This window comes from Roseobacter sp. YIN89 (genome assembly GCF_057219365.1).
In genome coordinates, this window is sequence record NZ_JBXVVD010000001.1 from 1 (window position 1) to 12,536 (window position 12,536).

The following is a 12,536-nucleotide window of genomic DNA, read 5'->3' on the forward strand; positions in this document are numbered from 1 at the left end:
CGCTGACGTCATGAACGGCGGAAGCGGGTCTGACTGGGCTGTTTACGGGTCTTCTGCGCAGGATATCCGAGTGGACATGCTTTACGGCGGCACGAACACGGGTGAGGCGGCAGGCGATATTCTTGTGCGCATCGAGAACCTTCTCGGCGGAGCGCAGCGCGACTTTTTCTACGGCGATGACACGGCCAATGTGCTCGACACGCGCGAAGGCGACGACCTGCTGATGGGCCGTGGTGGCAATGACACGCTCTTGGGTGGCAGCGGCGACGACTTTCTCAACGGAGGCTTGGGTGCGGACGATCTGCGCGGCGGCGATCACGGCGCTTTTGGCGACTGGGTGCAGTACAATCTTGCCGCCAGCGGTGTGCTGGTCGACCTTGTAAACGCAGCCAGCAACCAGGGCGAGGCGGCGGGCGATACCTTTGACAGCATCGAGAACCTCTTCGGCTCTCAATTTGCGGACACGCTGCGCGGTGACGACGGGTTCAACTACGTGCTGGGTCTGGGCGGTGCCGACCTGATCGAGACGCGCGGCGGCACGGATTACGTGATCGCAGGGGCGGGCAATGACACGCTGGATGGCGGCGATCAGGACGACATCCTGCTGGGCGGGCTGGGCGCGGATCACCTGATCGGTGGCGCGGGCACGGACCGGGCACAATACAGCCAGTCGGACAGCGGGTTGGTGATCGACCTTGAAACGGCCGCGAACAACACCGGTGAGGCTGCGGGCGACAGCTATGACAGCATCGAGAACGTCTACGGCTCGTTCTTTGCCGACAGCATCACGGGCAATACGCAGGCGAATGTTCTGCAAGGCGTGGGCGGTGCCGACCTGCTGCGCGGGCTGGACGGCGATGATGCGCTGCTGGGCGGCAACGGGTTTGACACGCTCGAAGGCGGCGCGGGGGCGGATACGCTTTCTGGCGGCGAGGGCAGCGACACGGCGAGCTATGCGACCGCATCTGCGGGCGTGCGCGCGGATCTCAGCGCGGCGGGCACGAATACAGGGTCTGCCGCGGGGGATGTCTATGCCAGTATCGAGAACCTGACCGGCTCGGCATTCGACGATGCGCTTTACGGTGACGGCACGGGCAACGTGCTGGAAGGTGCCACAGGCGCAGACACGCTGGTGGGCCGCGACGGTGCCGATCATCTGCAAGGCGGCGCGGGCGAAGATATCCTGAACGGCGGTGCCGGGGCGGACACGCTTTCAGGTGGCAGCGGGTTTGACCTGATCCTCGGCGGAGCGGGCGATGACCTGCTCACCGGTGGCAGCGACAGCGCCGACCGCTTTGTGTTTCAAGACGGGTTCGGCAACGACACGCTCAGCGACTTTGACGCCGGCGACGCGATGGAGCAACTGGTGCTGAGCAGCCTCTCGGCGGTCAGCTTCACCACCTACGCAAACTTTGAAGCCGACCACCTGAGCACCGATGGCGCCGACGTCATCCTCACCGCCGGCAGCGACACCCTGCGCCTGCAAAACACTTCAATCTCTGACCTCGACGCCGCCGACTTCGTCTTTTGAGATCTTCAAAAGCGGTTGAGCAGGACTGATAGCCAAAGGCCGATCGTACCCTTTAGCCCTTGCCGGTACAGCCCAAGCCGCCGCAAGGTTCCAAGGCGTGCACCCCAGCATTGCTCGCGCATCTCCAGTAACATGCGCACTAGAGCTATCGCCTCGGCCGTCAGGTGATCTTTAACCGAAAGCAGCCCTTGCATGTTCTGCGTTGTCCACCGCTTGTATGTCCCTCGCAACATTGCGCGAAAGCGGCTTGTGCTCGCCCGAAAGCCCAAGTTTGAGCCAATCAAATTTTGTGCATGTTGTCGGTAATACAGGCAAGGGTTCCGGTCATACACCGCATCGCCACCCGCTGCCGTGACAAGCTGGTATATCCACCAGTCATGGACTTCCACGCCGCTTATCCTCGGTGCAAGATCACGTAGCAACCGAGTGGCATAGGAATTCAGCACCATCGTGTTCCCACCAGCATAATTCTGCACCAATGCGTGCCTCAGGGACGGTGGCACGGTTGTGATGCGCGAGGGGCCGATTGGCACCATCTCTGGATCGCACAGAATGCTGGCGGCACCATAGACAACGGGTCTGTCTTGCGCTTCTTGAGACAAACGCATCAAGGCACGCTCCAACTTATCATCGAACCATATATCGTCCTGATCGCTGAGCGCGATGAAACGTGCAGCATCGGGAACATACGATATCGCATTGAAAAAATTCGCCGCATACCCTTGGCATGGCCCGTTTACCAGCAGCAGTTTGCACTCTGCCCAGTTTGCGAAAAACGTCTTGATGATCTCTAAGGATGCGTCCGAAGACCCGTCATCACTAATGACAACCCACGCAGGCGCCACTGTTTGGCGTTTCAAGCTTTCAAGTTGATCACCGAGAAAAGCCGCGCCGTTGTAGGTGGCCATGACGACGCATATACGCGGATGATCGGCGACTTGCACTTATTGCCCCATATTGCGGTTATGCAGGGCAATGGCCTCTTCCAGATCGTCGAACTGGTGCAGCTTACCGTTTTCCAGCACCATACCAGCGGTGCACAGGTTTCTCAGAACGTTCAACGAGTGCGACACGACAATGGCGCCACGCGTCGACATCCGGTCGCGAAAGACGGCTGAGCTTTTCTGCCGGAATGCGGCATCCCCCACCGAGGTCACTTCGTCGACAAGGTAGGTGTCAAAATCGATTCCCATCGACACACCAAAGGCAAGTCGGGATCGCATTCCTGAAGAGTAACTGCTGAAGGGCAGATCAAAGTGATCACCCAATTCAGAAAAATCTTTGACGTAGTGGATCAATTCATCTGTATCGACACCGTAGACTCGCGCAATGAACCGAGTGTTTTGTGCGCCAGACAGGTCCGGATGGAAGTTGCCCGCAAAGCCGACGGGCCAAGATACGGTTCCAGTGGAGACCACGCGCCCTTCGGTTGGGTCCATGGTACCGGATATCATGCGCAACAGACTGGACTTGCCCGCGCCGTTTCGTCCCAGCAAGGCAACGCTCGTTTTGCTGGGCACGGTGAGCGATATGTTATCTGCCACAACGGTGCTATGCCCATTGAGGTGGTAGACCTTCGTGAGGTTTTCGAAACGTATCACGGCGCGCCTATTTGCGGTCTTTCAGGCTGTAGTAGATCAACACAACAATCGACCACGTCAGAAAAAGGAACAGCGCGGACAGGGCCGTTATCGTCGCGCGTTTTGGGTATTCGGCGCGTTCGGCCAGCGTTGGTTCTATGTATGCCGCGAGATAACGGCTCTGCCTGCGCGATTGCGCCAGCGCCGTATTGTACGCGGCCCTTGCCAGCAAATAGCTTTCTTGCGCAAATTCCAGATCGATCGAAATCTCTTCGTAGCGTGTCAGCAAATCGGAGAAGGCTGATTGATCGCTCCCCCCTGTCGAGAGGCCAAATTTCTTGCGTTCCTCTTCAATGCGGCGCTCGATCACAGCGATCTTTCGATTTACTTCGGTGATGCGCGGATCGTTGGCGCTGGACAGATCTTGTAGCAAATCAGACTCAATCAGTGCTTCGGAAAGCTGTGTCTGCAGACTGGTCAAAAGACCCATCTGGCCCTCAACGTCGGCGTTGGGGTCTACGATCTGCGTCTCGTTTCGAAACTGCGCCATGGTCTGGCGGGCCGACTTCAGCAGATCCAGCGAATTGTTCAACTCTTCCTTAGCATAGCGGGTGATGTCATCTCTGGCGACAGCCGACAGCCGGTTGATTGTACCGGAGCTTGCCTCGTAGACTGCTGCCGCAATCAACTGGGCTTCTGTCGCGGTGAACGCATTGGCACGTATCTCGATAAGTCCTGTGCCTGAATCGTAGTCGATCTTGACCATACGCTCCCAGTATTTGACGAGATCCTCGATTGTTCCGCTGGGGTCAAAGGCAAAAACAGGATCAAAATCGGGCCTGCTGTAAATCTTGTACAAATCCAATTTTGCGTTCACTTGTTCGATGATGTTCTGGCTACCGATAAATTCGAAAAGAACGTCCGCGTCTTTTGAGGCCCCAGAAGACAAAGCGGTCAGGCCGCCCAGCAATTCACTGGCTGAAGAGACTTCTTCACTGCGAACCGAGAACCCGACACGTGAAGCAAACTGATCGGCAGCAACCAGATACAAATATCCAGCCACCAGACAAAGCGGCACGATTACCATGAGAACAAAACTGCTGACGATGCCGATGTGCCGCCTGCGGGTTCTGGCGGGTGCTGCTGGTGCCATTGTCACCGGGCGTGGTGCGGATTGCGTCGTGTCGGGTTGATGAGCCATGCTGCGCGTCTGCCTGTCGTCGTCCCGCGAGTTGGGTTGCCCGAAATCGGGTCATTTTCAGTGTTGTGCAAACCCTACGAGCATATGATGTTGTATAAAAGAGGTAATCCAAGCGACAAACGCGCGGGTAAATCACATTCGCAGGAGAGGCACGATCGATACGCGGTTTCAGCAAGGCTCTGTCAGGGGTGCCGTGCGGCAGCTGTTTCGAAGCGTATCCGCGCTGATCCTGCGCGAGATGTCGACAACTTACGGACGGTCTCCGGGAGGTTATGCTTGGGCCGTGCTAGAGCCTGTCGCCGGCACGGCGCTGCTTGCTTTCGTATTTTCGCTGGCCTTTCATAATCCACCGCTTGGATCCAACTTCCCACTGTTCTACGCCACCGGGCTTTTGCCGTTTATGATGTACACAGACCTTGTGACAAAGGTCTCGCAGTCGATCAGTTTTTCACGGCAACTGCTTTTCTACCCCAAGGTGACATTTCTCGATGCGGTCATCGCGCGCTTTACGCTCAATCTGATGACGCAGCTGATGGTATGCGCGATAGTTTTCGTGGGCATCGTTCGAATGTTTGATCTAAACCCGATCATCAACATGTCTGCGATCGTCTCTGGTCTTTCCATGACAGCAGCAGTTGGCCTCGGGATCGGTATGCTCAACTGTTATCTCGTCTCGGCCTCTATGACGTGGCTGCGGGTATGGGCCATTCTGAACCGCCCCATGTTCATCATCTCTTGTATCTTTTTTATTCCGGAAAGCCTGCCAGAACCATACCAGACCATCCTTACCTACAACCCACTTGTCCATGTGATTGGCGAGGTGCGGCGCGGGTTTTATCCAAGCTATGAAGGTGCCTATATTTCGCACAGCTACGTCTACGGGTTTTCAGCGATTTGCTTTACTTTCGGGCTCGTCTTTCTGTTACGCTACAGCCGCGAGATACTGAACCGATGACCAGTGGATGCATGCAACCGTTGTTCGACGTGACGCGCATGTTGGCGGTGTAATGCTCGAAACCCTCAAGAAGATAGGAAAGGTTGGTGCCAGCTTTGCAATCCGTGCCTATGGCAACCTTGTCCATGTAAAATGGGATGTGTCTCGGCAAAAGCGCAAATTGGTCGGGTACGAAAGCGATATTCAATCCGTCACACAACGTCTTGAGGCATCGGACGGGCCGTTTGCCATATTCGTATTTTACGGGCCCGACGGAAAGGTCCCTGCCGATGTGACGAATGCGCTGAACGCTCTTTCCAGTGCATCAGTTCATGTGCTGCTGGTCAGCAACCACAAACTGAGTTCAGCACAAACCAAGGCGTTTGCGCCAATGTGCCATTCCATGATTGAACGCGGCAATCAGGGCTTTGACATGGGGGCTTACCGCGATGCGCTGCAGTGGATAACAGCTAAGGGCCTTAACCCCGATAGGCTCATTTTTCTCAATAATAGTGTCTATTATTCGCACCGGGGATTAAGTGACTTTTTCGTAAACCTGCTAGGTCCAGAAGATGCCGTAGCCGCGTTTGAAAACTGGGGCGAAGGGCATCATTTGCAGTCGTTTGCGCTGAGTGTTTCAAATCGTGTGTTGCGCTCTGCACCGTTTCAAGAGTTTTGGCAGCGCTATTTGCCGGTCAATAACCGCGTATATGCAATCGAAGCAGGCGAGCGCGCGCTTTCCCACACTGTATTGGCAGCGGCCCAAAGCAGTCGCGTCATCTATTCAATTGCTTCTCTTCGAGACGCCTTGCAAAAGAGTGGGCCCGCTTTCGCTAGCGCCGGTCCTTACTTGCCAATGCCGACCAGTTCCGAAGCCTTGGCCAGACGAGAGGACCTCGCCAGACGACTATTGACGCCCCAAGATGCGGCGCAGCACATCTGCGATATCATCAATCAAACATCACCAATCCACTCCGGGGCCTACTTCTTTGCCCGCTATCTCGGTTGCCCGATCTTCAAGAAAGACATTGTTTATCGACAAAGATTTGACTTCTGGCAGATAGAGCACTGGCTTGCCGAAGTTTTACCAGATGCCGCGGAACGCGCCGAATACTTGCACCTGTTGCGCAAACGCGGTGATGCCAAGTCGTTGCGGGGATCAGACCGGACAAAATTCTACGTTGGTGTGAAGTAGTTATTGTGCTAAGGGTCGCCGCCTCCCTTCTGGCCTACCATGCAGCAGGTAATGGCGATAGCCAGACATTTGTTTGCCCGCGTTCACGACACCGCCCACATCGACATTGCTTCGCAGGTAAGCGGCCTCGTCAAAGCCTGGTTGCACCGGGATATTGGCGCGTGTCCGAATGATGATCCGACGCAGTTCATCCATGGATCTGTTGACATCGCCCCGACTTAACCCCGCGCCGCGGATCAGCCGCCAGACAGTATTTACGCGGGCCAGATGAGCAACCACCCACAATCTGTCAATTTCGTCCCACAAATGACTTCCCCCGTCAGAGGGCCTGGCACCTGCCAATGGGTTTAATCTGTTGCGCACATCGCTTGCGAAATAGGCCTGAATTGCCCCACCAGCGATGGTGCTGCCGTCATATTTGCGCATGAACATGTTGCGCGCCACGGACGCGAATTCTTCATGCTTGGATTGTCCCCCGATCACGGAGTTCGAATATACGCCGCTTTTGGACGAATCTCCACGGTCCCGATGGTGGTAGTAGGCCAATGGCTCTGGGATGACCTTGATGTCTGCCCGCATCAGAAACTCGAGATTGAAGAACCAGTCGCCAAGTACCGGCAAGTCTTCGTTATACCCGCCGATGTCATTATAGACCGATCGCCGGAACACAAAGGCAATGGGCGGAAACAGGTTCTGAGCGAGCATCTCGGAGATTTGCACGTTCTGCACCCAGTTCATGAACGGTTGGCGCCCGTGTTCGATTACAGCATCACCGCTGATCTCCTCCGAGACGTAGTCGCTATGAGTGACAACCCCGCCATAGCGGTCGCCCGCGCCTGATTCCAAATACCGCACGGTGCGTTTCAAGAAATCAGGATGCAGACTGTCGTCGTCGTCATGGATAAGCACATAATCGCCGCTGGCCCTTTCAATGCCTGCATTCGAGGCGGCCTCCATACCTAGGCTTTTCGGGTGCGACACCAATTGGATCTTGCTTCGTTCAACCGCACAATTCTCGATGACATCGCGCACGACTGCTTCATCCCCGCCGTCGTTCACGACAATCCATTCCAGTTCGGGATAGGTTTGTGCCGCAACGCTGAGAGCAGCACGTTTGAGCAGAAGTGGCCGGTTCTTGGTCCTCGTAATCACCGAGACTTTTGCCAAATCAGTCTCTGTACTGGCCGGATCAGCGCCGTGAGGATCAAAATAGTCATGATCGCCAGTCAGACCGGTGACGCGGTTCTGCAGCTCGCGGGCCAGTTCGCCTTCATATTCCAGAGCGATTTGTCCTTGCGTCCAAAGCGCCTGCTGTACCCTTTGGTCCGCATCCAAATCAGCGGTCTCTGCCGTGTCTTCCTCCGTTGAATTGAGAACGGGTACCACGATGTCGCGTCCAAAATCAGCAGAACGCGGCTTGCACAAGATGGCCTTGGCTTCGCTTTGCGTGGGCTGGACCAGAATGCGTGCAAGCGCAGGCATGGCCTTTTGGTGCCGGGCCAAGATTTCCGCAAAACTGCTGTCAGCGTGAGCCGTGAGGTAGTCGCGCACGAAGAGGAACAACTCGTCGTTGCTCTTCGATGGGGTGTCGCGCTGGTTTTGTTCGATTTGGGTCTTGGCAATGTCGGACCGGGGGCCGCCGACAATTTCCTCAATAGAAGGGCCATTGGACTCTAACAGAGTTTCAAAAAGATGCCTGTGGGCGGTGATGGCAGTCTCGGGAATTTCTGGGTCATAGCTTTCGCCCTGAAACAGCAAACCGATCACCTGATCAACGATATGCGTATCGTGGTGTGAGGTCAGAATACGCCCGATGTAGAGACCCTTCCACGTGATATCGCTGTACGCGCGCGTCAGCAGGCTTTGCGAAGTGCCCTGCCAGCCGCTGTCAATCAATACCGCGCGATCAGCCCCGTCCATGCATTCCTGCAGATAGCTGTCAAATGCTGTGCTCGATGCCTTGAGATACGTGCGGGTGGTCTTTGCCGCAGGGCTGCCAGAGTCGATCCAAGTGCCAAAATCGTAACCGGGCGCCTTAAGGTCGGCACCAGACAACAAACGATCAAGCTCGTCCTGATCAGCATTTCGCATCAAACCTGCAACTGCATGACGGACGGTCTGGTGGTAGTATTCCGATGCGATGACCTGACTGGCACGGGTCGGGTTTTGGTCAAATGTACCCTTGCACAGTGCCATGCGCGAGACCCAGAACATCTGGTGCGACGCCCCGCGTGTGCGCCCTTGACCTTCAAGATAGATGTCGTAAAGCGCTGCGATGCGCCCGCCTGCGCGCGAGCAATACAAAAACCGCGTATCGCCATCATCGAAATACGAAACGTACTGGTCCAATGCCATCAACCAGCGGTGCACCACAGGCCCGAGGAGGGAATACCCGATCTTGCGTCGCAGGTCCTGTTCTGCAGTGGCTTCGCCGGGGGCCAACATATCGCTGTGCTTTGTCATTTTTTGGCGCAGTGCCTTAGTCCAGTGAGAGATTAAAATCTGATGCCAGCATCACGGCAAACTCTTTTTCGGCTTGTTTACGGAGCGCAATGTCCCGATCGCTGATTGGCAGGTGCAGCGCAGACCATCCGTGCTGGATGGGCCGCAAGACATCGCCGGTCCGACTATCGCCAATATGAACAACGTCGTTTGCCTTTACGCGAAGCTCCTGCTCAACGACAGAAAAGATGCCGCCAGACGCCTTTGAGACTTTGGTGTCTGCGCTGGATAACAGCGCGTCATACGCATCAGGGTCAATGCCCAGGCGAGACAGCAGGTCTTCGATATGGGAGGCGTGCATATACATGTCCGACAGCAGCAAGACAGTGACGCCGCGCGCGCGCGCCTCTTCAATATAGCTACTGAAAAACGGGTTTGGCACGATGCGGTGCGTTTCATTTTGCAATTCGGTATCTATGAAGTCGGCGCAAAGATCGTCTTTTCCGGTAAGCAGACGGGCTGCAGTTGCATGAATTTCCGAAAAGCTGCCTTCACGGCATCCTTTTTTGCGCGTCGAGGCGCGATAGGTCGCCTGCGTTCCCATCTGCCGCGCGAGAAAGGCGTCGATCTGTGTGACTTTGCGGCCCGTCTCGGCGCTCGCGAGTTCTGCCATTTTTCCGGCAACTTCGAAAAAGCGGGCCACTTCGGCGGTATTGTCACGTAAGATCAGAGTATCAAAAACATCCAGCGACAGGACTTTGCGCCCCTTGAGCATTCCATCGATGCGATCGGCAAGCTTTTCTTGGAAATCAGGCTCCGCATATAGCTTGGCACGGTCCGAGGCGCGTGCGACATCGACTTCCAGGGCATCCAATGGCTTTGTGAGTGTTTCCAGCGCGGTCATCTTAACGGCAGCCCCGTGTGTGTGTTCAAAAACGATAGTAGATGCAGAGGTACGATGGAACCGCCCCTGCGTAGAACGATGCGAACTTTTTACACGCTATCAATACTTGTCAAACCAGTCAGAAGCCGAAGGGATCAGCCGCGCATTGCGTGTTTTCAATAGTTGATGCAGCTTTCCCCGATTTTCGAAGAAATAGTCGGTCAGAATAGATTTTATTTCTTGTTGTTCCGGTGAGCGTTCTTTTCGGGTGGCAGCACCTACATAACCTGTTTCGATGGCAACGGGGTCCAGATTTAGAAACGCGAACACCTCGTTCATTACGGCTTGCGGATCAGATGCCATCTCTTCGAAAGAAACGACAGCTACGTTTTCAGGGGGGAACACGTCGAGAAACTTTTGAACCCGATTAAAATAGATGCTGTCCAGAACCACATCGACCTTTGACAGGTCTGCTGCAGACTTCATATGCGCCAGATAACCGCCTTCTTTCAGGCGGAAGGATTTTTCTTCGTATTGGCGGATTTGCGACAGGGCCCGGGTCACCGGGTCGCGCAGCATGATGATAATCTTGACGTCGGGATTGAAATCATAAAGACGCTGCGGCACCACAATATAGCTGGGCGAGGCCTCGCCATACATCATGCCGTCATTCGGATCACCCTGCCAGCCGAGCAGTTCGTGGTATTCCTTACTCCAGCTGCCAAGAGGCACACGTCCGGCAAAGTCGCGCGTGAAGTAGTGAAGTTCCTTTGTGAAAGCGCGAACGACGCGCGGGTGCGTACAAATATGTTCGTGCACAGTGGATGTGCCGCACTTCATCACCCCCACAACAAGAAAGTGCGGATAGCTGTGAGCCGCCGAAGCTGGAGACGTCATGGCTTTTCTTTCATTACCACGAATACATCCTGATACCCGCTCGCGCCGGGTTTCTCGGCCCATTTCCCCAACTCGTACGAAATGATCCTAAGGCCTGCTTGCGCGCACATTTGGGTCCAGAGGCGGCGCGTAAATCCGGCAAAGAAATCCTGCCCCTGATACGCATGATAGCAACCTTCCGAAAATTCCTTTACCGCGCGGTGGCGCCCCGTACGTGCCCGATATGCAAAAAAGAAATCATCAATGATGAACGTTGTGAGAAACGCGGCCCCGTCAGGTTTGAGCGTGCGTGACAGCTCCATGAGGTATGCCAAGCTGTCGTTTGCAGACAGATGCGTAAACACGGATATCGCATAGGCAAAATCGAGCGAGGCGTCATCGACAGCCTCCAGCTGGAAATCGTTTTCGACGGTTGGATCGAAATCTTCGAAATAGTAGTTGTTGCGTGCTTCAAGGTGAGTGAAAGCAAAACCGGGATGCGCCGACGCGATATTATCGTTGCACCAATCAATTCCATCTTTCCACACATCGACACCGTGAAAGCGTCCTGTCGTCAGGAATTTTGAGAAAGGTATGGCCAGCCGACCGCACCCACAGCCTATATCGAGTACCACACTGTCCGGATTCAGGCTGAAGCGGTCAACAAACTCACGAAATGATGTAATCATCGCGGTTTTGAAATGATCGTGCGTATCGCTGCCGATGATGTTGATGTAGGGCACCGGGGGCAGGTCATTCGACGTGAGCGCTTGGCACGAAGTTACAGCTTCCGCGAGCAGTTTGCGACGACCTTCACCGCGTTTCTGTTCCTCTGCGATCTGGGCGACAAACCCTGATTTTGCTGATGCTTCTGTCATGGTTCTTCCTGTCGAATAGGCGCGTAACTGTCCTGCCGATGTCCGTAGCGAGGCACCCGGTATGATGCAACGGCAAAAGTCTTCATGTGCCAAACCCCGGTCCGGTGTACCAGTCCTCCCAGCGGGTCAGTTGTGGCATCCAGTTATTATATCCTTGCGCTTCAAGGAGGGTGCGAATGGCCTCACGTTTATGCGTTTCACCGGCGTGCTCGACAGTGATCAGCCGAAAGCGATAGCGCGAGAAGTCAAAGGCTTCGAGGATCGCAAGCTCAGAACCTTCCGTATCCACCGAGAGGTAATCAATTTCTTCGGGCGCGCCATGAGTGTCTAACAGATCCTGCAGCGAGACAGTAGGTACTGTGACCATGGGCTGATTGTCTCGCGCGCCTTCGCGCTCATGGACATCGTCCGGAACATGCGCCGCCATGCGCGACAGTTCAGGCATGTCCGCTACGTGGATGAATTCGACTTCTTGTCCGCTGGTCGGGGCGACACACATTTGTGAAATCGAGCAATTTCGGTTTTCGACGAGCGCGTCATGCCAGAACGGGTTCGGCTCGGCCAGAATACCTGTCCAGCCATAGGCCTGTTCCAACAGAAGAGTGTTGCTAAGACTTTTGCCATCGCAGGCACCGAACTCTACGAAAAAGCCCTCGCGCTTTTCCCCAGTCATGTATAGCACCCAGAGGTCTTGTAGAATTTGCGCGTGACTCTCGTGAATATTGCGCTGGCAGAAGGCGAAAAACGACGCTGCCGGTACATGTGCCGCATCGGGGTTTGCGCGCTCTACATCAAGCAGATGCAAGAAAAGGGCGTTAAGCAAAAACCGTTCGTGGTTTTCTTCGGCCTGCGGGCGGCCTTGAAGCGCTGCTTGTACGCCTGCGAAAACGGTGCCAGAGAACCACGGCTGCTGAAACAGCGTTTTGTCTTCTCTGTCTGCCATTATTTTCTTTCTTGTTCAGGTGCTTTGTTGCTTTGGTGCGCGCACGGGATCACCTAGGCTTATGCGCGGAAAC

At 55.3% G+C, this 12,536-nt stretch carries 11 protein-coding genes; 3 read left to right on the forward strand and 8 right to left on the reverse strand.

The annotated features are described in order from the left end of the window. Nucleotides 1–1,531: calcium-binding protein (locus tag AC2D8V_RS00005; RefSeq protein ID WP_484731452.1), on the forward strand; the 1,531-nt coding region annotated here is incomplete at its 5' end. Between the two features lie 5 nt (nucleotides 1,532–1,536). Here the strand turns inward: AC2D8V_RS00005 and AC2D8V_RS00010 are convergent. Genes AC2D8V_RS00010 through AC2D8V_RS00020 form a run of 3 tightly spaced genes read right to left on the reverse strand, consistent with a single transcriptional unit; the run spans nucleotide 1,537 to nucleotide 4,312 of the window. Then, on the reverse strand, nucleotides 1,537–2,439 hold the full coding sequence (locus AC2D8V_RS00010; protein ID WP_484731453.1) for a glycosyltransferase: 903 nt from the start codon (nucleotides 2,437–2,439) through the stop codon (nucleotides 1,537–1,539). 36 nt (nucleotides 2,440–2,475) lie between these two features. Beyond that, nucleotides 2,476–3,132, reverse strand: a complete 657-nt coding sequence (locus tag AC2D8V_RS00015) for an ABC transporter ATP-binding protein (protein ID WP_484731454.1) — start codon at nucleotides 3,130–3,132, stop codon at nucleotides 2,476–2,478. Nucleotides 3,133–3,139: 7 nt separating this feature from the next. Further along, nucleotides 3,140–4,312, reverse strand: coding sequence for a KpsE/RkpR family capsule polysaccharide export protein (locus tag AC2D8V_RS00020; RefSeq protein WP_484731455.1), 1,173 nt, complete (start codon nucleotides 4,310–4,312; stop codon nucleotides 3,140–3,142). Between the two features lie 193 nt (nucleotides 4,313–4,505). On the opposite strand from AC2D8V_RS00020, the gene AC2D8V_RS00025 reads away from it, so the two are divergent. Together AC2D8V_RS00025 and AC2D8V_RS00030 are read left to right on the forward strand one after the other, a co-directional pair. Continuing rightward, nucleotides 4,506–5,267, forward strand: a complete 762-nt coding sequence (locus AC2D8V_RS00025) for an ABC transporter permease (RefSeq protein WP_484731456.1) — start codon at nucleotides 4,506–4,508, stop codon at nucleotides 5,265–5,267. 271 nt (nucleotides 5,268–5,538) lie between these two features. Continuing rightward, complete coding sequence (locus AC2D8V_RS00030) at nucleotides 5,539–6,441, forward strand: rhamnan synthesis F family protein (protein ID WP_484731457.1); 903 nt, start codon at nucleotides 5,539–5,541, stop codon at nucleotides 6,439–6,441. Here AC2D8V_RS00030 and AC2D8V_RS00035 read toward each other — a convergent pair whose 3' ends face one another. The 5 genes from AC2D8V_RS00035 to AC2D8V_RS00055 form a co-directional block, all read right to left on the reverse strand. Beyond that, a complete protein-coding gene (locus tag AC2D8V_RS00035) occupies nucleotides 6,442–8,904 on the reverse strand; it encodes a glycosyltransferase (protein ID WP_484731458.1) in 2,463 nt (820 codons plus the stop codon). Nucleotides 8,905–8,920: 16 nt separating this feature from the next. Beyond that, nucleotides 8,921–9,787 (reverse strand): HAD family hydrolase, encoded by an 867-nt coding sequence (locus AC2D8V_RS00040; protein ID WP_484731459.1) that lies wholly within the window; start codon nucleotides 9,785–9,787, stop codon nucleotides 8,921–8,923. Nucleotides 9,788–9,886: 99 nt separating this feature from the next. After that, entirely contained in the window at nucleotides 9,887–10,663 is a 777-nt protein-coding gene (locus tag AC2D8V_RS00045; RefSeq protein WP_484731460.1) for a sulfotransferase family protein, read from the reverse strand. Beyond that, nucleotides 10,660–11,520, reverse strand: a complete 861-nt coding sequence (locus AC2D8V_RS00050) for a class I SAM-dependent methyltransferase (RefSeq protein ID WP_484731461.1) — start codon at nucleotides 11,518–11,520, stop codon at nucleotides 10,660–10,662. Before AC2D8V_RS00050 ends, AC2D8V_RS00045 begins: the two co-directional genes overlap by 4 nt. Nucleotides 11,521–11,602: 82 nt before the next feature. Beyond that, complete coding sequence (locus tag AC2D8V_RS00055; RefSeq protein ID WP_484731462.1) at nucleotides 11,603–12,463, reverse strand: FkbM family methyltransferase; 861 nt, start codon at nucleotides 12,461–12,463, stop codon at nucleotides 11,603–11,605. Between the last annotated feature and the right edge of the window lie 73 nt (nucleotides 12,464–12,536).

Bases quoted from the DNA above. Each gene is read 5' to 3' on its own strand.
- AC2D8V_RS00050 (WP_484731461.1), bottom strand. From the start codon at position 11,520: ATGACAGAAGCATCAGCAAAATCAGGGTTTGTCGCCCAGATCGCAGAG.
- AC2D8V_RS00010 (WP_484731453.1), bottom strand. From the start codon at position 2,439: ATGGCCACCTACAACGGCGCGGCTTTTCTCGGTGATCAACTTGAAAGC.
- AC2D8V_RS00040 (WP_484731459.1), bottom strand. From the start codon at position 9,787: ATGACCGCGCTGGAAACACTCACAAAGCCATTGGATGCCCTGGAAGTC.
- AC2D8V_RS00020 (WP_484731455.1), bottom strand. From the start codon at position 4,312: ATGGCTCATCAACCCGACACGACGCAATCCGCACCACGCCCGGTGACA.
- AC2D8V_RS00045 (WP_484731460.1), bottom strand. From the start codon at position 10,663: ATGACGTCTCCAGCTTCGGCGGCTCACAGCTATCCGCACTTTCTTGTT.
- AC2D8V_RS00035 (WP_484731458.1), bottom strand. From the start codon at position 8,904: ATGACAAAGCACAGCGATATGTTGGCCCCCGGCGAAGCCACTGCAGAA.
- AC2D8V_RS00055 (WP_484731462.1), bottom strand. From the start codon at position 12,463: ATGGCAGACAGAGAAGACAAAACGCTGTTTCAGCAGCCGTGGTTCTCT.